Origin of the sequence: Streptococcus criceti HS-6 (assembly GCF_000187975.2) — a bacterium.
In the GTDB taxonomy this organism is placed as follows: Bacteria; Bacillota; Bacilli; order Lactobacillales; family Streptococcaceae; genus Streptococcus; species Streptococcus criceti.
In genome coordinates, this window is the sequence record NZ_AEUV02000002.1 from 2,384,865 (window position 1) to 2,406,387 (window position 21,523).

A 21,523-nucleotide genomic window follows, 5' to 3' on the forward strand; every position below is an offset into this window, starting at 1 on the left:
GAGAGGCTTCCCACCGTCTTATCATCGTGTCACTATTATAGCTGTTTGGTCAAAATAGGTCAAATAAAAAACTTATGGGCGTAAAAAGAGAAACACCCCAAAGGACTGCTTCTCATTTTCACTACTTTGTACCAAAGAGACGGTCGCCCGCATCACCGAGACCTGGAATGATATAGCCATTGTCATTAAGCTTTTCGTCCAATGCTGCGGTGTAGATATCAATATCTGGATGGGCTTCTTGGAGAGCCTTAACTCCTTCGGGAGCAGCTACCAAGCAGACAAATTTGATATTGGCTGCACCGCGTTTCTTTAAGGAGTCTACCGCCAAAATTGCCGAACCTCCGGTTGCCAACATTGGGTCAACCAAGAAAATTTGTCTTTGATCAATATCTTCTGGTAATTTAACGAGATATTCAACTGGCTGAAGGGTTTCCTCATCGCGATACATCCCGATATGACCGACTTTGGCTGCCGGAACCAAGCTGACCAAACCATCAACCATTCCAATTCCAGCCCGCAAGATGGGGACAATGGCCAATTTCTTACCGGCTAATTGCTTTTGAGTCGTCTTGGTGATGGGGGTTTGAATGTCAATATCTTCCAGCGGCAGATCCCGAGAGACCTCATAACCCATCAGCATAGCAATTTCATTAACCAATTCACGGAAAACCTTAGTTGAGGTATCCTCACGACGTAAAATTGATAATTTGTGTTGAATCAGTGGGTGTGAAATAACTTGAAATTTTCCCATAATGTGTCAGCTTCCTAGAAGCTTTCCACCTTTCTAGTTGTTTTCTTTATTATATCAAAACATCTAGTATTTAGCAGGAAAATTCAGAAATTCCAGCAGCTGTTACAGACAAAGAGTGATCGTTTTAGAAGACTTGGACTAAACGATTTAAGGCCTCCTGCAGAGTAGTTTTAGGAGTGGCTACATTTAATCTGGCATGGCCTGTACCCTCCTTACCAAAGGTCGAACCGACATTAAGAATCAGCTTGGCTTCTTCTTTGATTTTGCGATGAAGTTCTTCATCAGACAGGTGATAGTCTGAAAAATCCAACCAAACTAGATAGGTCCCCTCTGGCTTCATGACCTTAATGTTGGTCTTTTGCGTCAAGGTCTCAAAGACTAAATTAATATTGTCTTCCAAAACTTTTTTGAGTTCAGTCAGCCAAGGTTTCCCATAACGAAAGGCCGTTTCAGTTGTCACTAAGCCGATTGTTGGGACTTCGTGCTGATTATTGCCCAGCTGGCGCTTTTTAAAGGCTGCCCTCAAGGCAGAATTTTCAATGATGGCAAAACTATTTTTAGTCCCTGCAATATTGAAAGTCTTGGTGGCACTGGAGAGGACCACGGTGAAATCCTGAAAGTCGCCCAGCGTATTGATGGAATGATGCTTGTGTCCAAAGAGGGCTAGATCTTGGTGAATCTCATCAGAGACCAGAATGACACCGTGTTTGCGGCAGAGTTCAGCTACTCTGATAAGCTCTTCCGGACTCCAGACTCTACCGCCCGGATTATGGGGACTGCAGAAGACATAGAGCTTAACCTGATTTTCTACCACATCTTTTTCCAACTGATCGAAATCAATCTCAAAATGGCCCTGCCTTTCAACCAAGGAATTTTCAATCAACTGTCGGTTGTTGAGCTTGACCGAACGGGCAAAGGGCGGATAGACTGGGGTATTAATCAAGACCGCATCTCCTTCTTTAGTGAAGGTCTGAATAGCTACTGAAATCGCTGGAACGACTCCTTCAATCAGGACTAGGGCCTCTTTATCAAATCTATAGCCATGCTGCTCTCTTTCCCAATTCTGAATGGACTCCAGAACCTGATCTGAAAAATAAGGGTAACCATAGACCCCACGGTCAGCATAAGCCTGAACGGCCGCTTTCATTTCAGGAAAGGCTAAAAAATCCATATCAGCCACCCAGAGTGGCAGGAGGGAGCGATTGGCCTCCACTTCTTTCCACTTCATGGAATGGTTGTTGAGACGATTGGGTAAGGTCGTAAAATCGTATTGTGTCATTGTCTTCTCCTCAAGAGCTAATCGTGTATCCTAGTGGCTAGTTTGGTTTGCCAACGGCCATCCTGTTAATCTTCAAGCTTCCAGAGCTTGTTTAAGATCTGCAATCAAATCCTGACTGTCTTCAATACCTATGGAAAGACGCAGGAGGTCATCAGTCAAGCCATAGGAAGCTCGGACATCTGCAGGAATATCAGCATGGGTCTGGGTCGTTGGATAGGTAATGAGGCTTTCCACCCCTCCTAAACTTTCCGCAAAGGTAAAAACGTGCAGACTATTGATAATCTCTGGAATCTTAGCTTGATTTTTAACCTTGAAGGAAATCATACCACCCTTGCCAGTATAAAGAACTTCCTTAACTGCCGATGACTGCTGTAAATATTCAGCAACAGCTTGAGCGTTCTTAGTGGAAGCTGCCATCCTGAGCTTGAGCGTTTTGAGCCCACGCATGAGCATATAGCTATCAAAGGGCGACAGGTTGGGACCAGTTGTATTGAGATTATAGAAGAGCTTGTCGTAATAATCTTGATTACTGGTGATGACCACTCCTGCTAGGACATCATTGTGACCAGCCAGATACTTAGTGGCTGAGTGAATCACGATATCTGCCCCCAGCTCAATTGGATTTTGGTAAATCGGACTGTAGAAGGTGTTATCCACGATAACCGCTGCCCCCTTTTGGTGGGCCAGTTCAGCTACTGTTTTAATATCGAACTCAATCATGAGCGGATTAGTAGGCGTTTCAATATAGACGATATCTGTCTCGTCAGAGATAGCTGCCAGCATTTCTGCTTGAGAATTAGCATAGGTGAAGGAAAACCGGCCTTGCTTTTCTTGATCATTAAACCAGCGAAAAGACCCCCCATAGAGATCCCGAGCTGCCACTACTTTAGAGCCAACTGGGAAGATTTCTAAGGCCAGAACGACAGCACTCATCCCAGAGCTGGTTGCGATAGCATAATCCGCCTTTTCAATGGCTGCCAGAGTCTTTTCCAGCGTCACCCTCGTTGGGTTTTTAGTCCTAGTATAGTCAAATCCTGTTGACTGACCAAATTCTGGATGCTGGTAGGTGGTTGAAAAATGCAGGGGGGCTGCCAAAGCTCCCGTTTCCTTGTCAGAATTGATACCAGCGTGGGCCAAAAGGGTTGCTAATTTATAATCGTGTGTCATCAAATCGCCTCCTAAACATTTGCTTTTTATTGTAACACGATTTATGACTGTAGTGGGCACTAACTCCATATTTATTAGTGATAAACAGGTATAAGAAAAATTTATAAGGCCCTCACCACATCCTAGTTTTAAGGTGGTGACCTGAAATGGTCTCTCCCCAGACCGTTTTACTCCCATCCCCGCACAGTTGATCTTAGTTTTCTCAACAGTCTCCCAGACTGTTTGACCTATCTCTTGCGTGGTAGTTAAACAGTCCAGTGGACTTGTTTAAGGGGCGCCTAAAAATGGGACGGCGCCCCAAGATAGGGAATTCCCATCAGCAGTGGTTCATTGGTGCTAAAGTACCTAATGAACTGTGCGGGGGCAAGAGGCTGGAGAAAAGTATTCCAGCCTTCTATTTTTGCAGTAATAACAGTTTGACGTAGTGGTTGATTGGAGGTCCTAAACCCTTGCTTCGCAAGTGTTAGCGGCCATCCTAATCAACTGTGCGGAGGTGGGACAACGAAGTCAATTTATATAAAAAATCGACTTCTGTCCCACTTCTCTTACTCCCAACCACTGCGTTAAATAGCTCTATCTAAACGAGTTAATAGGAGGCAGGACTTTGTCGCTCCCAACCATTACGTCAAGGGGTTATTCCAAAACAGGAATACTGGACGAGTTTTGCCCAGACTCTTTTAGTCTTTACCAACAGACGCGAGACTGACTAAAAGTCACATAATAAAACTGCCATTGCTTTAACAGCATTGACAGTTTCTAACTATTATTAAAAATTCCGATGCTCGCGTATTAACTGCTGACAAAGTCTTCTAGTAGCTACTATCTAATATGGAATTTCTGCCGTAGGGCGGCTGCACGGCGCCCAAGGAGACCGTCAATCTGACGGGTACGGAGAGCAAAGTAGCCGTAGATACAGACGCCAAGAGCCCCTAAGATGGCTACGTGAACGAGGCTGGAGACTCGTCCGACGACAGGGTAGACCTGACTGAGGCCGAAGTAACCAAGGCCGACAACCACGCCCATGATTAAGCTCATCCAGAGAATGGTTCGCGCATCCTGCCTAATTTCTGCATGGTCAAAACCGGTCACTTCTTGTATCTTGAAATACATCAAAACGATAGGAATCCAAAGAGCCAGAGCTGTTGCCACTAGGGGGCCGTAAGGGCCAAAGACATACATCATCGGTATTTGGAAAAGCACCTTAACCAAAATTCCCCAGAGGAAATACTGGATAGCCTTGCGATTTTGAAAGAGGGCCTGAAGCATAGGAGCCATAAGGGAATAGAGGGCCAGCAGAACAGTCTCGGCCATAACAAAGACAAAGAGGTAATGGGCTGTTTTAGTCGGCAGGCCGTAAAAGACGACATAAATCGGCTTGGCTAAGATAACCGAACCAACAACTGCCGGTAGAATAAAGAGCCAGAGCATCTGCAGGTTATTGACCACAACTTTACGCAGTTCCCCCCAATTTTTTTTAGTGAAGGATTCGGTAATGACAGGAATGCCCACACCTCCGATAGAGGTGGCGACTGAAATTAAAATCATATTAATCTTGCTTGGATTGGCCGACATGTAGCTAAAGAGGACATTACGCTCTGTTCGGCTATAGTTGGTGAAGAGAGCAAGGACGTTGTTGAAGGTTCCTTGGTCAATCAACTGCAAGGTCTGGATGGCAGATCCTGTGATGATAAAGGGAATGGCTTCCTTGAAGGTCTCCTTCAGCAGACCTAAGGTATCAATCTTGATTTTCTCCCTTTGCTTGGCAAAAATTTTCTTAATCAGGCCAGCCTTATTGAGGTAAAAGATGAGAACTGCCATACTGGCAATCATCCCAATGAAGGCGGCTAGAGTTGACTGACTGACTGCCTTAACGTAATCGCCAGAACCTAACTGCATGATGAAGTAGGCCGTCAGAAGCATCCAGATAACTCGGATTAATTGTTCAAAAATCTGACTCATGGCATAAGGCTTAAAATCATTGTAGCCCTGAAAAATCCCTCGGATAACACTCATAGCTGGAAATACTAAGACAGCTAGGGAGAGACTATGGATGACCGGCTCCAATTCTGGACCTGTCCCTGAGAGCACAGCAAAGAGGGGGGAGGCCAGATACATAATAATGGCAAAGACTAGACCAACCGCCCCCATGAGTTTGAGAAAACTCTTAATCAGATGGATAGAATGGTCTTCCTTACCCATGGCATTGTACTTGGCAATCTGTTTGGCGACAGCCACATTAATTCCTGTGGTAGATAAAAGCAGGAAATAAGCATAAATATTATACCCCATCCCATAGAGGGCATTGGCCTGATTGCCATATTCTCCCATCCAGGCATACCAAGGGATGATGTAGAGGGCTCCCATGAGACGACTTAGCGTATTTCCGGTTGTTGCCCAGAAGGTCCCTCGGGCCATCTTCTCATTCTGTGTTAACTGTTTTTCTGCCATATCTTCTTTCTTCACTTTATTAAATTAGCCCTACTATTATAAACTTTTGCCTGTGACTTGTAAAACGGGAACTTTCCGTCTAAAATAGTAATCATGATAAAGATGACACAGGTGCTTGACATTCTCAAGCAAGATAAAAATTTTCGAGATATCAGCTACAAAGGTGGTTTTGCCTATACTTGGAAAGAGGTTACTTTTGATCAACTCAGCTACGATAGCCGCAAGGTTAGCTCTTCGACCCTCTTTTTTGCCAAGGGTGCTGCTTTTAAAAGGGAATTCCTAGAAGCAGCTGTTGATGATGGTTTGACCTTTTATGTTGCTGAAAAAGACTACGAGGTAGGAATCCCAGCTATCCTTGTCAATGATATTAAGCAGGCCATGAGTCTGATTGCCATGGCCTTCCATGGTAATCCCCAGAAGAAGCTGAAAATTCTGGCTTTTACAGGGACCAAGGGCAAGACTACAGCAGCCTACTTTGCCTACAATATTCTCAAACAGAGCCACAAACCTGCCATGCTTTCAACCATGAATACCACCTTGGATGGCGAGACTTTCTTTAAATCGCAGCTGACCACGCCCGAAAGTCTCGATCTCTTTCAAATGATGGCTCTAGCCCTTAAAAATGGGCGGACCCATCTGATTATGGAAGTGTCCAGTCAAGCCTTTCTGGTCAAGCGCGTTTATGGTTTAACGTTTGATGTTGGGGTCTTCCTCAATATCAGTCCTGATCATATCGGTCCGATTGAGCATCCGACCTTTGAGGATTACTTTTATCACAAGCGCTTGCTTATGGACAATAGCCGAGCAGTCGTTGTTAATAGTGGCATGAATCATTTTGCCATCGTTCGCGAGCAAGTGGCTAATTTACCTCATGATTTTTATGGTCAAGGCTCCGCCAATCAGATTAAAAATGGGCAAGCTTTTGATTTTGATCTGACTGGTAAGCTGGCTGGACATTACGATATCCAGCTGATCGGTGATTTCAATCAGGAAAATGCTCTGGCTGCCGGTTTAGCGAGTTTACGGTTGGGAGCGAGTTTAGCCGATATCCAAAAAGGAATCGCTGAGACCAGTGTGCCGGGGCGAATGGAAGTTCTTACCCAAACTAATGGAGCTAAGGTTTTTGTTGACTATGCGCACAACGGTGACAGCCTACAAAAACTCTTGTCGGTGGTCACCCAACACCAGACAGGTAAAAACATTCTCATCCTTGGGGCTCCCGGCAATAAGGGCGAAAGCCGGCGGGCAGATTTCGGTCGAGTCATCAATCAGAATCCTGATTTGGAAGTCATCCTAACAGCCGATGATCCCAACAAAGAAGATCCTCACGTTATTTGTCAGGAGATCGCCAGCCATATCAGCCGCCCAGTTGACATCATCGTTGATCGAGAAGAGGCGATTAAAAAGGCTCTGCTAAAAACCCAAAAATCCAGCGATGCCGTTATTATTGCTGGTAAGGGGGCGGATGCTTTCCAAATCGTTGATGGCAGACGAGCTAGCTACGACGGTGATATCGTCATTGCTAAAAAGTATCTGAATCGCTCATTAAAATTCTAATTTAGAGCGACAAATAAGAACCATTCCAAACAGCCAAATCCCTTGGGGGACTTGGCTTTTACTTTATTCAATTTTTTCAGAAAACAGTTCTAAATTTAAAATTCCTATGCTATAATGTGGAAGGAGTTTTGAAGATCTGATCCTGTCAAAATTCAGAAAAACTGACTTGGGAGACAGCTTTTTAAAATTCTATCGGCAAGGAAAGTCTAAGCTTCAAAAGATAATTTTCTTTGCCCAGACCTGAATATTACATAGAAAGGAGGCTTACAATGACCAATATTCGTGCAGATCAGATTCAAGTGGCCTACGATGACCTGACCATCATCGAGAACTTATCACTGCAAATTCCAGAAGGAAAAATTACGACTATTATTGGGGCTAACGGCTGCGGAAAGTCCACCCTACTCAAGGCTTTGACACGGATACAAGCTGTCAAAAAAGGACAGATATATCTGGATGGTCAGGCCATCTCTAACCTACCAACCAAGGAAGTCGCTAAAAAGTTGGCCCTGCTTCCTCAAGTAATGGAAGCAACCAAAGGGATTTCTGTCTATGACTTTATTTCTTATGGACGTTTTCCCCATCAGAAATATCTGGGCAGTCTGACTCAAGAGGATCGCAATACCATTCACTGGGCTATGGAAGTCACCAAGGTTACTGATTTTGCCAACCTAGATGTAGATAGCCTGTCTGGCGGTCAACGCCAACGAGTTTGGATTGCTATGGCTTTGGCTCAAGATACCGATACTATTTTTCTAGATGAACCAACAACCTATCTTGACATGAATCATCAATTAGAGGTTTTAGAATTACTTCAAAAGCTCAATCAAAGAGCTGGTAAAACTATTGTTATGGTCCTGCACGACCTCAACTTATCTGCCCGTTTTTCTGATAGACTGGTCGCTATGAAAGACGGCAGAATCCTTTATCAGGGCTCTGTCCAAGAGATGATGACTCCTGATATTTTAAGGGAAATCTTCAAAATTGAGGCCCACCTCACTGAAGACCCTATTACCCACCGTCCCATACTGCTGACTTACCAGCTGATTACATAGATTGATTTCAAGGAGAAATCGTATGAAAAAAATAATGACAATATTTGTAGCCTTATTGGCTACTCTTTTGCTTGTGGCTTGCGGCAACAAGCAAAAAGATTCTGAAAAAGACTCTCTGTCTTCCATGCCAAAGATCGAAGGTTTCACCTATTATGGCAAGGTGCCCAAAAATCCAAAAAAGGTGGTCAACTTTGCCTACTCTTACACTGGTTATCTCTTAGAACTCGGGATCGATGTTTCCAGTTACTCGCTCGATAATGAGAAAGACAGTCCCGCCTTTGGTGATAAACTAAAAAATGTTAAGAAGCTGACTTCCGAAGATACTGAAGCTATTGCTGCACAAAAGCCAGATCTGATTATTGTCTTTTCAACCGACAAAAACATCAAGCAATTAAAAGAAATTGCTCCTGTTTTGGTTATTGAATACGGCAAACACGATTATCTGCAGATGCTAACTGATTTTGGTAAGGTCTTTGATAAAGAAGATAAAGCTAAGGCTTGGCTTAAAAATTGGAAAGTAAAAACGACCAAGGCCAAGGAGGAACTTAATGCTGTTCTCTCTAAAAATACTACCTTTACCGTTATGGACTTCTATGATAAGGATATCTACCTCTATGGCAAAAATTGGGGGCGTGGTGGCGAGCTCATTTACGATACTCTTGGATTCTCGGCACCCCAAAAAGTAAGGGATGATGTCTTTAAAACCGGCTATTTCGGTGTCTCTCAAGAAGTTCTTGGCGATTACATTGGCGACTATGCTCTCCTCAATGTCAGCAAGGCAACCAAAAATTCAGCAGCTTCCCTCAAGGAGAGTGATGTCTGGCAAAATATTCCTGCTGTCCAAAACAATCATATCCTAGAAGTTGATGAAGCTCTCTTCTACTTCTCTGATCCAATGTCACTGGATAAGCAGTTGCCCGCCTTTGTTGAAGCTGTGAAAAAAGCCAATTAGATTGGACGCCTGCCTTATGAAGAAGAAAAGCTCCCTTCTTAACCAAAAAAGCGGGGCTAAAAAGGGGAGCGGCAACCCAAAATCTCGGGATCCTCTGGTTAGTCTCGCACAGTTTGCTAGACTGGTGTTTTCCCCTTGTCTAACAGGGAATAAGCATAAGCAACCAATCACTGTGACAGCTCATAAAAAACGGGATTGGCAGCATTTTTTGCTTAGACCCGTTTTTTTCACCATCCTTGTCCTATTTATTCTAGCCTGCTACCTTTCCTTAAGATTTGGCGCTATCAATTACAGCAACGATCAACTCTTGCATGTTATAAAAGCTCCCTTACAAAATTCAGCTAGCCAAGACATCATCTTTGATCTACGCCTGCCGAGGCTCTTTGCCACCATCTTAGTTGGTGCTGCTATGGCTCAAGCTGGGGCTATTATGCAGGGAGTCACTCGAAATCCGATTGCAGACCCAGGGCTTCTGGGGATTAATGCTGGTGCTGGACTTGCTCTAATTATAGGCTATGCCTTTTGGGGAAGTCTCCACTATAGTCTGATTCTGCTGCTATGCCTGCTGGGCTCGCTTCTGGCAGCCCTTCTGGTTCTAGGCCTTTCTTATCGTCCAAGGAAGGGTTACCACCCTATCCGTCTAATCTTATCTGGGGCAATGGTGGCTACCCTCTGCTCCGCCCTAGGCCAAGCCATCACTCTCTACTTCAATCTCGAAACCAGTGTTATCGGTTGGCAGGCTGGAGGTTTTTCTCAGATCAACTGGAAAATGCTGGCTATCGTCAGCCCTTTAATGATTTTTGGTTTCCTCTTAACCCTGCTGTTTGCCCATCAACTGACCATTCTAAGTCTTAATGAAACCGTGTCTAAATCTCTGGGGCAAAAGACCAATACTGTCAGTTTTGTTTTACTGGGAATTGTCATCCTCCTATCCGCAGGTGCCGTCGCCTTGGTTGGCAGCATTGCCTTTATTGGTCTGATTATCCCGCATTTTATCCGTGTCTTTATTGTACGGGACTATCGTTACCTGCTGCCTTTTACTGCCCTTGCTGGGGCTACCTTTATGATTTATGTAGACCTGCTCAGTCGGACTCTTAATCCACCTATGGAAGTTCCTATCAGCGCCCTTGTCAGTATCGCTGGGCTGCCCTGCTTCCTCTGGCTGATTAGAAAGGGGAGTGACCTATGATGGTAAGAAAAGCCTCCTTCAAGATCTTTCTCATCTTATTAAGCCTCCTAGCCTTAGTCATTTACCTATCGCTCTCAGTTGGCTACAGTTATTCCTCTCTGACAAATCTTTGGCAACTAATACTAGGGCAAGGGAATTCGGCAGAAAACTTTATTATCACTAGCATTCGTCTTCCTCGAATTTTAGCCTGTCTTCTTGGCGGAGGCTCCCTAGCTTTAGCTGGGATTCTTTTACAAACGCTGACTAGGAATGCCCTAGCTGACTCAGGAATTTTAGGGATTAATGCCGGAGCTGGGCTCGTCATGACTATCATGATCAGTCTCTCAGCGGACAGTGACTTAGAAACAAACAGTTTTCTTCCCTTTTTTGCTATGCTGGGGGGAGCCGGGGCTATCCTGCTGGTTTACTTGATGTCTTGGCAAAAAAACCACAGTATCAATCCTACTCGCCTGATTATCACAGGTGTAGGGATCTCCAGCATGCTCTCTGGTATTATGGTCGCTATTCTCAGCCTAACTGATGACAATAAAATGACCAGTATCATCTCCTGGCTCAGTGGTAAGATTACAGGTAATGATTGGACGATTCTTGGTTTCTTTACTCCCTTTTTACTGATTGTCTGGCTTTTGACCTTTAGTCGCAGTAAATTCCTTAATATCATGGCTCTAAATGAACAGACTGCTCTGGCCCTTGGCCTTAATCTCCAACGGGAACGTTTAATCATCCTAGGTCTGGCAACAGCCCTAGCCTCTTTAAGCGTCGTCCTAGTTGGTAATATCACCTTTATAGGGCTGTTGGCTGGGCACATTGTTCGCCGGCTGCTGGGAGGGCAACATCAAACCATCCTACCTGCTTCGCTCATAGTGGGAATGATACTTCTCATAACAGCTGATACTATCGGACGCCTTCTCTTAGTTGGAACAGGCATTCCGACGGGAATTATTGTCTCTATCATCGGAGCTCCCTATTTCCTTTACCTGATGCTAAAAACAACTGACTAAAATTAGCGATTTAATAGCCTAAAAGAGACTGGGCAAGACATCCATGATGGCTCCACCCTCACCCACAGAATAATGAAAACGGACACAAAGCCCTCACTAGGTGTATAATCTTAGTGAGGGCTTTGTGGTTGACGAGTTAATGATTCTAGTAATCGAGGGCAAAACTGATCCACTCCACTCTACTGACGAGCACCCCAAAATATGCGATAGGCATGAGTATAAAAATACGACTAAAATTCGGTAGATAAGCTCTCTCATTTTAAAACGGAGGGAATTGTCATGGATGTTCTCTATCAATCTTGTGCAGGTATTGATGTCCATCAAGCCAATATTGTCGTTTGTATTTTACATGGGTCACTTACCTCAACTCGTCCAAAGCGTGAGATGGCAACTTTTGATACAAACAACGAAAGGCCTACGTGCTTGCCACGATTTTCTTAGACAGTTTCATGTGGAAGCTGTTGGTCTGGAAAGCACAGGTGTTTATTGGCGACCTGTCTGGCATGCTCTATGTGATGATTTCGAGTTGATACTCGCTCAACCAGCCCACATGAAGGCCATTCCGAGTCAGAAAACCGATAAGAAAGATGCTCACTGGATTGCCAAATTAACACGGATTGGTCTGCTTCCTCGGAGTTTCGTTCCCGATGACACCATCCAAGAATTGAGAGAGTTGACCAGACAACGAAAACATTATGTGGAAAGCCGCAATCGTGAAACCAATTGTATTCATAAAATTCTTCAGTCAGGCGGCATTAAGATAACGACCTATATCGAAGATATTATGGGTGCTTCTGGTCGTCATCTCCTTCAACTATTGATTGACGAGACGCCTATCACCCCGCATTGTCCATCAATCAGTTTATCCCACCTTGAAGAAGAAAGTGCCACAACTTCTGGAAGCCTTGGGTGGTTATTTCTCTAACCATCATGGCTTTTGGAGCTGTTACCATAAAGTTAGATTCTTCGGCTGACAACCGAAACAAGCAGTGTAACCACTAAAGTTCGTTCTTTCATCTGACTGCTCGAAGCAATTAATGATAATTTTAGTTTTCCTTTTCTGATTCTTTTGTCAACCAGAATTTTATTTTGTTATAATACTAGCAGGAAAGTGAGAGAGCTATGACACCCAATCGTGAAGACTATTTAAAATGCATTTATGAACTCGGTCAAATTCATCACAGGATGACCAACAAGGAAATTGCCGAAAAGATGCAGGTGTCTGCACCGGCTGTCTCAGAAATGGTTAAAAAAATGATTAGCGAAAAGCTAATCACTAAAGACAAAGTCTCAGGTTATCGTTTGAGCCAGAAGGGGCTCTTATTGGTATCTGACCTTTACCGCAAACACCGCTTAATCGAATCGTTTTTAGTCAGAGATCTCCACTACACGCCTGACGAGATCCATCAAGAAGCTGAAGTTTTAGAACATACGGTCTCAACAATTTTCATTGACCGCTTAGAAGAAAACCTCGGTTTTCCTGAGTATTGCCCTCATGGTGGCAGTATTCCCAAAAAAGGAGAAATTCTAGAGGAGCGCTATCGGATCCCACTCAGTCAGATTGACAAGACTGGTTTTTATCTGATTGGTCGTGCCCGCGATAACTTTCAGCTCTTAAATTATCTTGATGATCACCGGCTCCACATCAACCAGAGTATTGAACTGACGGCTATAGATAACTATGCTCAGACCTTTACCATTCATTATAACGGGGAAGAGTTGGTTATTCCCAAAATAATTGCTCAAGAAATTTATGTGAGAGCATTAAAGTAATTAGACCTCTCTTTCACTTTTTCTTTCTCGCGAGTGTCCTAAACGGAAAAATCCCTGCCCATTTGTGAGCAAGGATTTTTTGTCTATCATTGGTTAGTCTTAAATACCAGATTTTCTCTATCAAAGTCTAATTTCAGACTGTAAGTTCCCACTTCTGCTTCTTCTATGTAGCCTAGTTGATTCAGACTTTGGACAAAAATATCTGGCCGTCTTTGCTTGACCAAATCCTTATTAGCAAATTTCAAGAGAAAGCTAGTCATATATTTGAGAGCATAATCAGGATTGACATCACCTAAAGTTGCATAAAGCTTTCTTTGTTCCTGAGATAAAGGAGAGCTGGTCCTCAGTCTGTGAAAATAATTGGAGAGGGTTAATGTATTTCGTTCAAAGTCTGTCCACTCGACTAGAACAGCTTCATTAGTAGTGTTGGTCAGCCTTGTTTCGAATGCTAAAGATTTTAACTCTTGGTAGGCAGAACTATCCCTATCAAGGATAACCTTATCGCCTAAAGATAACTGATCTATGTTTTCAAGCGGGGTCAGGCTCAAATAATAACGGCGCTCCCGACGTTCAATATAACCCGCTTGGATATAATCCTCGAGCTTTCTATCCAAGTGCTCAGTCTCTCCAAAATCCCGCTTGATTTGCCTCAGACTAACATCAGAATGCTGTGACAGGTAGTTTATCAAGGCTTGAAAAAAAGTTTGACGGGTCAATTTATCAGGATTTAAAACAATCAGCACGGTTAATCTCCTAGGTTCATAAAGTCTTATTATTATCGCTCAACTAGCAGGGAAGAACGTAAGATTTTTCGGACTGCCAAAACTAGCAGTCAGTTCTCCCTTTTGTAAAATATGCCCTTCCATAGCCTTTAATAACTGGCGTTTTCTGGTCCATGTCCCTAGTTCCAAGGTTTTATCTAAGGCATAGATGGTAAAACGATAGGCATGAGTCTGACCCAAAGGTGGCTTTGGTCCGGCGTAGCAGTGCCAGCCGTAGGCGATTCCCTGTCTGGCACCTTGAAGATTTGCCACTGCAAATCCTTGAGGGATCTTTGCAGGAATACGGCTTAAAGCGGGTAAATTCCAAATCAGCCAATGCGTGAATTCTTTTTTAAGCGGATGGTTTAAATCTTCTAGGACAACTGCTAGGGTCTCGGCTTGCGGAGAAAGATTTTTTAATAAAAATTCCGGTGAAACATTGTCACCCTTCCCTGTATGTTCCAGCGGGAATTCACCGCCATCTAAAATGGTCGGACACGTAAATTTCAATTTTTCCATTCCAGCCCCCTTGATACACCCAGATTCTAATAGGTTAATTATACCATTTTTAACGCAAAGCCAAGATGTATAAAAGCACCAAATCAATTAGTGTGACAATAGCATAGAGTGTCCCCGCTTTGTCACCATAGAGCTGCCAGAAACCAAGCGTCCCCAATACAAAAACACACGATTCTAACAAAAGTTTACGAAATCCTTTGAGGACTTGTGGGGATTGGGGAGCCCCATAGCGACTCCAGACTAGCACCACTAGTAAGCTTATAAAGGCAAAGCTAAGTTTGACTGTCCAAGTTTTTTCTGTGAGAAGACCGCCTAGTAACCCCATGACAGTTACCACTTCTAACAAAAAATGAAGGCTAATAATGATACTTGACATCTTCCCTCCTTTTTCAAGATTTAAAAGAGACTCCTGCCGCCAGCAATTTCTCTTTTGTTTTTGTGAATTTAGTCTGATTGGCAACCCCAATACATTTTAAATCTAAAGTTACCTTGAACCCAGAGCGATCTGCTGCTAGAGCGGACGCTTTAATACAGCCATTACCATCGACACCGACAATTTCCAGCTCTCTGACCTCTCTTTCCTTTAAGAAAGTCAAGAAGGCGGTATTGCTTAGGCAAGATGCACGGCGTTTTTCAAATACGTGATCTGACACAAGCGACAAACCTTGAGCAAATACCTTGGGCTTCCTACTAAGCTCCCACCAGAAACGATTGACAATATAAATCACATGACCTTCAGGATAGCTGCCTATTTTACCATTAATCGCTGACAATAATTGGGAATTGGAGCGATATTTTCCCTTTCCAACATAATCCGTTTGCATATCAATAACCAATAAATAAGAATGAGTCATTGACATTCTTCCTTCCTTTTTTGGATAATTGTGTAGGTTAAATAGTCTGTTACGATAGTGCGCAGGCGTTCATCGTAACTGGTCTGACCATCTGCATAATTAGTTACCATGCCTTGGAGAAAAAGATAGATACCGCGCACAACATTGAGAGCTTGTTCCTGCGTCAAATCAGGACTCAGTAGACTAGTAACAGTCTCTTTCAAAAGTTGGAAACTCTTCATCCGAAGCTCACTAATGGGATAGGTAAATTGCTCTTGATCCACACGTTCACCATCATCTAGAAAAAGCAGGGAGAAAGAATTATAGTTATTAAAGCCAAACTGTATGAAGATATGACTTCCTTCTAATAATTTTACACTGGGTGTCAAGTCTTGCTCTTCCAGAGCAAGTAAGGTATGATACAGTTTTTCTAAGGGCTTATGCGCCACCTCATAGAGAATCTCACTCTTATTTTTAAAATAGAGGTAAATGGCTGTGTGTGAACAACCTGCACGCTTAGCAATCTCTCGTACCCCCACGGTTTGATAGTTTTTTTCTTGAAATAAGCTTTGGGCAGCGGAAAGGATACTCTCCTTAGTCTGACTTATTTTTTCTGATACCATCTACTCTTCTCCATTTCTTCTAGGGCATTGGCAACTTCTCCTCCGTGACAGACACTGATCAAGGTTTGTGAATCGGTCTGCAAAAGATCATGAGCTGTCGCCAGAGCTTGAGGCATATCTGCCGTGAAAGCTTTCATTGGCGGCTTTAGGTGACCAAATCGGCTGGTCGTCAGCAGATCTCCCGCAATCAGAACCTTATCTTCAGCATGATAGTAACAGGTATGCCCCGGTGAGTGCCCAGGCGTAAAAATCGGTACCAGCCCTGCATCTGCTAAGAGAGAGCTTGCTCTCTCACTATCCAAATCTTCTAGCCAATCGGTATTGAAAGCTACTGACTCCACCTTTTTACGTCTTGGATAAGGCTTTTGTCCCGAAACGTAAGGTAGCTCTCTTCTGTCTATCATCAGAGGTAAGGTTGGATATAAGTCCTTGAGCTGGGCGATTCCTCCCACATGATCCGAATGGCCATGTGTCAAAAAGGCCGCAGCCAATGGCTTTCTGCCTAAATAAGTCTCCACAGCATAAGATGCCATATTCCCCATGCCTGTATCGATCAAAAAGTAGGAACCGTGATTTTCTACAACCCAGATACTAACTGGAAAGATTAATAAGTCAAACGTCACTTTAAAAATATGAGGACTGATATGATATTTTTTAGCCGTATATTTTGTTGCCACTTGGTAAAAAGTCTGTTTCATCATCGTTTCTGCTTTCTTATGAACTATTGATTTCTCAACAACTAACCAGCGGTTAGTTATTGAGATAAAGTATATCTTATTCCTCTATATTTAGCAAGAAAAATCTGAAACAAGATTGTTCCAGATTTTTATGATGATTTCAAAACTATAATTTTTGTATATTTTTTTCAACCTCTTTTAAAAAGTGTTGGCGCTTTTCCAATGTACAAGTCTCATGCCCCATATTACCCAACACCATCACTCGGCGCGTTTTAATACTTCAATGATTGAGAACGGTATTCTTTAGCGCTGCCACTCCATAACTATCTGGCATGCGAATCCAACCAGAAAAGAGTTTATACCACCAGCTGGGGGCCATGGAGGTCACAAAATATCTACCTTTTCCCCTCTTTAGAAATTTACGAAATTGTTTATCACACAGATAACTCCAGATGAAATTACCCTTGGTATTAGAAGAATAAGCAATACGCGGAGTAAAGATACGATCAATCCAGCTCCTCATATCATTTATAGACTTTCATAAATGCTCTCTAGCAGTCCTGGAAATCTTTCATTCAATTCATCTAGTCTTAGGGAAATAAAGCGCTGTCGTCCGTCTATACGAACTCTGATTAATCCATTTTCTCTCAACATTTTATAATGATGAGACAAATTATTTTTCTTTCCCAAGTCCGAGAAGTAGCTGCAGTTTCTTTCCTTGTTAGATTTATATAATTCTCGAAAAATGGCTAAACGAATGGGCTCACTCAAAGCATAAAGAATTTGCTCTAGTTTAATATCTGCTGTTGCAGGATGGGATAAATTTTTCACCTTATCACTCCTTTCTTTGAATTCTATCAAAAAAAGCTCTATAATACAATTGTTCAAATTGTATCGAATTATTAAAGAGGAGGTTATTGCATGAACATATTAAACCGCTACTTTGAACTATCTGATCTGGCTGTTCAAAATGAAAACAGCCTTCAGGAACTCTGCGCATTATTTACCCAAGACGCTGTTATTGAGGCCAATGATGGTCATACCTATAGGGGACGTGCAGAAATTGAAAATTTCTTTAAAATTTTCTTCAGTCGAAATCTAGCAACTAAGCATTTATGGGATATTGAGGAACAAGATGATGGCTGGTTGCAGGCCAATTGGGGCGTTGTCTGTCGTAGAAAATCAGGTGATTATTTTACTTTGACAGGTAAAGACATTGCAAAAGTAGTAAGCAGCCAGATTACCCATCTCAAAGTTATAGGCAACCATTAATACAAAAACCAGAACCACTTTAAAAGCGTCTGAAATCACTGAATTTCAAACGCTTTTAATTTTTATATTCCCTACAGCTTTTTGACAGCTACACCTACTTTGTTCAAAAAAGCTTTTCGTTTTGCTTCTGTACAAGCTTCACGCCCCATATTGCCCAGCACCATTAAGCGGCGCGTTTTAATACCACAATGATTGAGAACAGCACTTTTTAATGCTGCTAGGCCATAACTATCTGGCACACTGATCCAGCCAGAAAAGAGTTTATACCACCAGCTGGGGGCCATGGAGGTTGCAATAATATCTGCCGTTCTTCCTTTTAAAAGTTTACGAAATTGCCGTCCACGCAGGTAGTTCCAGATGAAATTCCCCTCAGTATTAGATGAATAGGCAACACCCGGAGTAAAGGTACGATCAATCCAGCCCTTCATTAAACTAGGCATGCCGCTCCACCAAATCGGATAAATAAAGATGAAATGATCGGCCCACTGAATAAGTTCCTGCGATTGTAAGATGAACTTATCCTCTGGCATGCGCTTGCGATAACCATAGCGTAAAACAGGATCAAAGTGCAGGTGGCCAAGCTCTAAAGTTTCCACCTGATGTTGGGCAAAATCTAGATTTGCCACTACTGTTTCATAGATAGCCTGACTAAAACTTTCTTTATCCGGATGTCCATTGACCACTAAAATATTCATATGATTTCTCCTTATCAACACGGTTAGTATACTCTAGCTTGGGTTGACAGACAAGCTATACTTTCCTATAATCTGTAGGAAATCATACATTATGTCCGAAAAATGTTTGATAAGCAACAAACAGGGGAAAATTATATGACGCAAGACATCCGCATTCTCAAAACTAAAAGGGACATCGAGTATGCCCTTGTCGCTCTAATTCTGGAAAAAGGGTTTTATAGCTTAACTGTTCAAGACATTTGTCGAAAAGCCTTAGTCAGCCGCTCTACTTTTTACAGCCACTATTTAGATAAGTATGACCTATTGGAACAGCTGATTACAAAGACTTTAGAGCCGCTTCAGGAAAAATTCGCTGCCAAGTACGGAGAAAACCTTGATAATAAAGGGCTAAAGTATTTTCTAGAAGATATTTACCAGTTTTATCAAGAGCATACAGACCTCCTCAAGGCACTGCTAAAAACACCCTTGGAAAATCAACAGGGTTTTGAAGATCGGTTTGATCAGCTCTGCCAGCTCTATATCAAAGAGCTCTTGCTCAGGGAGGGGATGTCCTATACTCTTTCCCTTAGAGCTCTTGACCCAACTGTATGCGTCTATTGTACGGTCACTGATGAAGTGGACCACCGAACATGGACCTAGCCAAGACCTAACAGATTTTACTTACCGTATGCATAAGGCCTTTCTGGATATTATAGAGGGCTCAAACAGTAGGATTTAACTCATTATTTTAATCGACCCCGATAGCATAATTGAGGAGATTGGGCTAGAAGGCTAGGATTGGTCCCAGGCCGTCCTGTAGGGACAGCTAAACCAAGTTGCTCATAGTATTCCTGCCAGAAATTTGTCACCTCTTGATGGCCATCTCCAAATTGCATTGGAATTTCTGCAAAAATCGGAAGAAGATGTGCAATGAGCTGAGAGCAGTAAAAACCTGTTCCGTCAGGATAAAAGCTAATATTATAAGGATTTCCTAGCAAGGCATGAACTTTTTCAAAAACTTGTTTAAGTTTAATCTTTGGATAGCAAAAAACATCTACAATCTTATTTTCCTCTAAAAAGCTTGTCAAGTCCTGTTTAGATACCCCTTGGTCTACTGTCGCGTGATAAATACTTCCTTCGAGATAGATAGCAACATGACTGTAATCACCTGTGGCGGTCGTGATAGCCTGTCCCATTTCTGAATCGCCTACTGTAAACAGGAGGTCTCCTTCTTTTAATTGCTCTTTCTTCATTAGCTTCTCCTATATATAAAAGCCAGGGGCCCTTTGCCCTTGGCTTTTGAGTGCGCTTTTTATCCATTAAAACTTTCCGTCAACTGCGGAACCACTTGTTTCTTACGTGATACAGCCCCTTCAAGGAAGGCATGATTGTTTTCTAATTTGAAATTGAAGGCTGCTTCAACCTTATCCCTGTTAGCTCCAAGTGCTAGAATTTCTGAATTGGAGTTCAGAATATCTGTAATCATCAAGACAAAGTCTGAGTAGCCATTAGCTTCTTGTGAGGCCCTGATAGCTTCTTCAATTTCAGCTTGACGATCCAAAACTTCATCAATATCAACCGTATTGACCTGAGCCACGCGCACATTGTTACCATTGAGCTCAAAACTCTTAGCATCAATATCAATCAATTCTTCAGCTGACTTGCTTGAAAGGTTAGTCCCTGCTTTCAGCATAGCCAAGCCATACTCTTCCAAGTTGACGCCAGCAATTTCAGCTAATTCCTTAGCTACTTGGGGATCCGTTTCGTGAGTAGTTGGTGATTTAAGCAAAAGGGTATCAGAGATAAGACCTGATAGGAGAAGACCGGCTACTTCTTTTGGCACTTCAACATTGTTTTCCTTAAAAGCACGATAAACAATTGAAGAAGCTGATCCAACTGGTTCCACACGCATGTAAAGCGGGTTAGCCGTTTCAAAGTTGGCCACACGGTGGTGGTCAATAACAGCTGCGATTTCTACTTCGCGAATATCTGAAATAGATTGCTGAAATTCATTGTGGTCCGTTAAAATAACTTTATCGACCCCTTCTGCCTTAGCAGATTCAACGACACGCAGTGCTTCAACACCAAAATAGTCCAGAACGAAAACGGTTTCTTCATTTGGCGTCCCAAGGGCGACAGCCTCAGCATCACGTCCAAAAGCTGTACGCTCCAAATAAGCCCAGCCGTAGGACGATGCAATAGCATCGGTATCAGGATTTTGGTGACCAAAAACTAAAAATTGTGACATATCTTACCTCGTATTATTGTTTATTTCCCTATCATTTTAGCAAATTTTAGCTTATAAAGAAAGAGAAATAGGAAAACTCCTACTTCTCTGGATAGTCAGCCTCATCTGAAAAATAACGGTCCCTTTCATCAGGGGACAACTCTAAAGAATCGAGGTCTACAACGTAAGACTCATCTTCATAATCAGCATAAGCCTCTGGATCGATCCCATTGTCATAGGCTTGGTCGTAGCCATAAGTTGCAGCAACTTCTTGCTTGGCCTGTTGCCGAGCCCGATCAGCCAGCTTCTTAGCAATCACATCATGCAAATACTTAATAGCAATTAATATAAATTGATAAGCCCAAATTAGGAGTGACTCAATCAGGATAATCAACTCAACAACAACAACGCCCACCAAGGCCCAAACCATGAAGAAGGCAATAAAGAGCTGAGAAAGGATTTTCTTGATATTACCAACCTGATCATTGTGGATCGTTAAAACTTCTGTAAATAGGTCAAAGATGCCCTGTAGGAGTGCTGATCTAATTGCGCGAGAACCCGATTCATTCTCAACTACCCTGGCCCTCGTCGCAATGACTTCATCATGATCGTCATAAAAAAGATCCACCCTATCTCCCAACCTAGGGTTAAAACTAAAAGACAAACGATCAATCCTTTTGACGTGACCGTCCGTATTAGCAAGTACTATGACCTCATCATTAATACTTAATACGCGATACATACTTTACTCTACTTTCTCGAATC

General features: G+C 42.7%; 23 protein-coding genes and 1 pseudogene. 9 read left to right on the top strand and 15 right to left on the bottom strand.

What is annotated here, in order from left to right; genetic code table 11:
* Positions 1–121 precede the first annotated feature (121 nt).
* The 4 genes from upp to STRCR_RS11085 form a co-directional block, all read right to left on the bottom strand.
* Positions 122–751 (bottom strand): uracil phosphoribosyltransferase, encoded by a 630-nt coding sequence (gene upp / locus STRCR_RS11070; RefSeq protein ID WP_003048829.1) that lies wholly within the window; start codon positions 749–751, stop codon positions 122–124.
* A 124-nt stretch (positions 752–875) separates the two neighbouring features.
* Positions 876–2,030, bottom strand: coding sequence for a MalY/PatB family protein (locus STRCR_RS11075; protein WP_003048846.1), 1,155 nt, complete (start codon positions 2,028–2,030; stop codon positions 876–878).
* A gap of 72 nt (positions 2,031–2,102) precedes the next feature.
* Positions 2,103–3,197: a cystathionine gamma-synthase gene (locus tag STRCR_RS11080; RefSeq protein ID WP_004226520.1), complete on the bottom strand. Its 1,095-nt coding sequence runs from the start codon at positions 3,195–3,197 to the stop codon at positions 2,103–2,105.
* Positions 3,198–4,016: 819 nt separating this feature from the next.
* Positions 4,017–5,645: a putative polysaccharide biosynthesis protein gene (locus STRCR_RS11085; protein ID WP_040804710.1), complete on the bottom strand. Its 1,629-nt coding sequence runs from the start codon at positions 5,643–5,645 to the stop codon at positions 4,017–4,019.
* Positions 5,646–5,738: 93 nt separating this feature from the next.
* Between STRCR_RS11085 and STRCR_RS11090 the strand changes: the two genes are divergently transcribed.
* The 7 genes and pseudogenes from STRCR_RS11090 (at position 5,739) to STRCR_RS11120 (ending at position 13,172) form a co-directional block, all read left to right on the top strand.
* Entirely contained in the window at positions 5,739–7,202 is a 1,464-nt protein-coding gene (locus STRCR_RS11090) for a UDP-N-acetylmuramoyl-L-alanyl-D-glutamate--L-lysine ligase (RefSeq protein ID WP_004229923.1), read from the top strand.
* A gap of 269 nt (positions 7,203–7,471) precedes the next feature.
* The gene (locus tag STRCR_RS11095; RefSeq protein ID WP_004226067.1) at positions 7,472–8,257 is read left to right on the top strand and encodes an ABC transporter ATP-binding protein; all 786 of its coding nucleotides are present in this window, start codon (positions 7,472–7,474) and stop codon (positions 8,255–8,257) included.
* A gap of 22 nt (positions 8,258–8,279) precedes the next feature.
* Positions 8,280–9,209, top strand: coding sequence for an ABC transporter substrate-binding protein (locus STRCR_RS11100; protein ID WP_004227148.1), 930 nt, complete (start codon positions 8,280–8,282; stop codon positions 9,207–9,209).
* A gap of 16 nt (positions 9,210–9,225) precedes the next feature.
* Entirely contained in the window at positions 9,226–10,398 is a 1,173-nt protein-coding gene (locus STRCR_RS11105; protein ID WP_004227897.1) for a FecCD family ABC transporter permease, read from the top strand.
* Positions 10,398–11,399 carry a FecCD family ABC transporter permease gene (locus STRCR_RS11110; RefSeq protein WP_040805088.1) on the top strand — a complete coding sequence of 334 codons (1,002 nt, stop codon included), beginning with the start codon at positions 10,398–10,400 and terminating at the stop codon, positions 11,397–11,399. The genes STRCR_RS11105 and STRCR_RS11110 overlap by 1 nt, the downstream gene beginning before the upstream one ends.
* A gap of 279 nt (positions 11,400–11,678) precedes the next feature.
* Positions 11,679–12,337: pseudogene (locus STRCR_RS11115) on the top strand (IS110 family transposase); the annotation flags it as partial.
* Between the two features lie 184 nt (positions 12,338–12,521).
* Positions 12,522–13,172 carry a metal-dependent transcriptional regulator gene (locus STRCR_RS11120; protein WP_004228259.1) on the top strand — a complete coding sequence of 217 codons (651 nt, stop codon included), beginning with the start codon at positions 12,522–12,524 and terminating at the stop codon, positions 13,170–13,172.
* Positions 13,173–13,258: 86 nt separating this feature from the next.
* Here STRCR_RS11120 and STRCR_RS11125 read toward each other — a convergent pair whose 3' ends face one another.
* The 7 genes from STRCR_RS11125 to STRCR_RS11155 form a co-directional block, all read right to left on the bottom strand.
* Positions 13,259–13,915: a DUF1803 domain-containing protein gene (locus STRCR_RS11125; RefSeq protein ID WP_004226664.1), complete on the bottom strand. Its 657-nt coding sequence runs from the start codon at positions 13,913–13,915 to the stop codon at positions 13,259–13,261.
* Between the two features lie 39 nt (positions 13,916–13,954).
* Positions 13,955–14,452, bottom strand: a complete 498-nt coding sequence (locus tag STRCR_RS11130; protein WP_003048867.1) for a YbhB/YbcL family Raf kinase inhibitor-like protein — start codon at positions 14,450–14,452, stop codon at positions 13,955–13,957.
* A 49-nt stretch (positions 14,453–14,501) separates the two neighbouring features.
* Entirely contained in the window at positions 14,502–14,828 is a 327-nt protein-coding gene (locus tag STRCR_RS11135) for a DUF2568 domain-containing protein (protein WP_004229528.1), read from the bottom strand.
* 13 nt (positions 14,829–14,841) lie between these two features.
* Positions 14,842–15,306: an isochorismatase family protein gene (locus tag STRCR_RS11140; RefSeq protein ID WP_004228073.1), complete on the bottom strand. Its 465-nt coding sequence runs from the start codon at positions 15,304–15,306 to the stop codon at positions 14,842–14,844.
* On the bottom strand, positions 15,303–15,908 hold the full coding sequence (locus STRCR_RS11145; protein ID WP_004228509.1) for a TetR/AcrR family transcriptional regulator: 606 nt from the start codon (positions 15,906–15,908) through the stop codon (positions 15,303–15,305). Before STRCR_RS11145 ends, STRCR_RS11140 begins: the two co-directional genes overlap by 4 nt.
* Complete coding sequence (locus STRCR_RS11150; protein ID WP_004230087.1) at positions 15,890–16,609, bottom strand: MBL fold metallo-hydrolase; 720 nt, start codon at positions 16,607–16,609, stop codon at positions 15,890–15,892. Before STRCR_RS11150 ends, STRCR_RS11145 begins: the two co-directional genes overlap by 19 nt.
* Before the next feature lie 504 nt (positions 16,610–17,113).
* Positions 17,114–17,416, bottom strand: coding sequence for an ArsR/SmtB family transcription factor (locus STRCR_RS11155; RefSeq protein WP_004227010.1), 303 nt, complete (start codon positions 17,414–17,416; stop codon positions 17,114–17,116).
* 90 nt (positions 17,417–17,506) lie between these two features.
* Here STRCR_RS11155 and STRCR_RS11160 point away from each other — a divergent pair, with 90 nt between their 5' ends.
* Positions 17,507–17,857: a nuclear transport factor 2 family protein gene (locus tag STRCR_RS11160; RefSeq protein WP_004228266.1), complete on the top strand. Its 351-nt coding sequence runs from the start codon at positions 17,507–17,509 to the stop codon at positions 17,855–17,857.
* A 71-nt stretch (positions 17,858–17,928) separates the two neighbouring features.
* Here STRCR_RS11160 and STRCR_RS11165 read toward each other — a convergent pair whose 3' ends face one another.
* A complete protein-coding gene (locus STRCR_RS11165) occupies positions 17,929–18,552 on the bottom strand; it encodes an NAD(P)H-dependent oxidoreductase (protein ID WP_004227084.1) in 624 nt (207 codons plus the stop codon).
* A gap of 135 nt (positions 18,553–18,687) precedes the next feature.
* Between STRCR_RS11165 and STRCR_RS11170 the strand changes: the two genes are divergently transcribed.
* Positions 18,688–19,191, top strand: coding sequence for a TetR/AcrR family transcriptional regulator (locus STRCR_RS11170; protein WP_100208009.1), 504 nt, complete (start codon positions 18,688–18,690; stop codon positions 19,189–19,191).
* Positions 19,192–19,274: 83 nt separating this feature from the next.
* On the opposite strand, the gene STRCR_RS11175 is transcribed toward STRCR_RS11170, so the two are convergent.
* The 3 genes from STRCR_RS11175 to STRCR_RS11185 all read right to left on the bottom strand — a co-directional run bounded on the left by STRCR_RS11175 (position 19,275) and on the right by STRCR_RS11185 (position 21,500).
* The gene (locus STRCR_RS11175; protein WP_004229070.1) at positions 19,275–19,784 is read right to left on the bottom strand and encodes a YiiX/YebB-like N1pC/P60 family cysteine hydrolase; all 510 of its coding nucleotides are present in this window, start codon (positions 19,782–19,784) and stop codon (positions 19,275–19,277) included.
* Positions 19,785–19,843: 59 nt separating this feature from the next.
* Positions 19,844–20,779, bottom strand: coding sequence for a manganese-dependent inorganic pyrophosphatase (locus STRCR_RS11180; protein WP_004230106.1), 936 nt, complete (start codon positions 20,777–20,779; stop codon positions 19,844–19,846).
* 79 nt (positions 20,780–20,858) lie between these two features.
* Positions 20,859–21,500, bottom strand: a complete 642-nt coding sequence (locus STRCR_RS11185; protein ID WP_040804712.1) for a hypothetical protein — start codon at positions 21,498–21,500, stop codon at positions 20,859–20,861.
* Between the last annotated feature and the right edge of the window lie 23 nt (positions 21,501–21,523).

Excerpts from the sequence above, each read along its gene's own strand:
- upp (WP_003048829.1), bottom strand. The coding sequence starts at position 751 with ATGGGAAAATTTCAAGTTATTTCACACCCACTGATTCAACACAAATTA.
- STRCR_RS11075 (WP_003048846.1), bottom strand. The coding sequence starts at position 2,030 with ATGACACAATACGATTTTACGACCTTACCCAATCGTCTCAACAACCAT.
- STRCR_RS11080 (WP_004226520.1), bottom strand. The coding sequence starts at position 3,197 with ATGACACACGATTATAAATTAGCAACCCTTTTGGCCCACGCTGGTATC.
- STRCR_RS11085 (WP_040804710.1), bottom strand. The coding sequence starts at position 5,645 with ATGGCAGAAAAACAGTTAACACAGAATGAGAAGATGGCCCGAGGGACC.
- STRCR_RS11090 (WP_004229923.1), top strand. The coding sequence starts at position 5,739 with ATGATAAAGATGACACAGGTGCTTGACATTCTCAAGCAAGATAAAAAT.
- STRCR_RS11095 (WP_004226067.1), top strand. The coding sequence starts at position 7,472 with ATGACCAATATTCGTGCAGATCAGATTCAAGTGGCCTACGATGACCTG.
- STRCR_RS11100 (WP_004227148.1), top strand. The coding sequence starts at position 8,280 with ATGAAAAAAATAATGACAATATTTGTAGCCTTATTGGCTACTCTTTTG.
- STRCR_RS11105 (WP_004227897.1), top strand. The coding sequence starts at position 9,226 with ATGAAGAAGAAAAGCTCCCTTCTTAACCAAAAAAGCGGGGCTAAAAAG.
- STRCR_RS11110 (WP_040805088.1), top strand. The coding sequence starts at position 10,398 with ATGGTAAGAAAAGCCTCCTTCAAGATCTTTCTCATCTTATTAAGCCTC.
- STRCR_RS11120 (WP_004228259.1), top strand. The coding sequence starts at position 12,522 with ATGACACCCAATCGTGAAGACTATTTAAAATGCATTTATGAACTCGGT.
- STRCR_RS11130 (WP_003048867.1), bottom strand. The coding sequence starts at position 14,452 with ATGGAAAAATTGAAATTTACGTGTCCGACCATTTTAGATGGCGGTGAA.
- STRCR_RS11135 (WP_004229528.1), bottom strand. The coding sequence starts at position 14,828 with ATGTCAAGTATCATTATTAGCCTTCATTTTTTGTTAGAAGTGGTAACT.
- STRCR_RS11140 (WP_004228073.1), bottom strand. The coding sequence starts at position 15,306 with ATGACTCATTCTTATTTATTGGTTATTGATATGCAAACGGATTATGTT.
- STRCR_RS11145 (WP_004228509.1), bottom strand. The coding sequence starts at position 15,908 with ATGGTATCAGAAAAAATAAGTCAGACTAAGGAGAGTATCCTTTCCGCT.
- STRCR_RS11150 (WP_004230087.1), bottom strand. The coding sequence starts at position 16,609 with ATGATGAAACAGACTTTTTACCAAGTGGCAACAAAATATACGGCTAAA.
- STRCR_RS11160 (WP_004228266.1), top strand. The coding sequence starts at position 17,507 with ATGAACATATTAAACCGCTACTTTGAACTATCTGATCTGGCTGTTCAA.
- STRCR_RS11165 (WP_004227084.1), bottom strand. The coding sequence starts at position 18,552 with ATGAATATTTTAGTGGTCAATGGACATCCGGATAAAGAAAGTTTTAGT.
- STRCR_RS11170 (WP_100208009.1), top strand. The coding sequence starts at position 18,688 with ATGACGCAAGACATCCGCATTCTCAAAACTAAAAGGGACATCGAGTAT.
- STRCR_RS11175 (WP_004229070.1), bottom strand. The coding sequence starts at position 19,784 with ATGAAGAAAGAGCAATTAAAAGAAGGAGACCTCCTGTTTACAGTAGGC.
- STRCR_RS11180 (WP_004230106.1), bottom strand. The coding sequence starts at position 20,779 with ATGTCACAATTTTTAGTTTTTGGTCACCAAAATCCTGATACCGATGCT.
- STRCR_RS11185 (WP_040804712.1), bottom strand. The coding sequence starts at position 21,500 with ATGTATCGCGTATTAAGTATTAATGATGAGGTCATAGTACTTGCTAAT.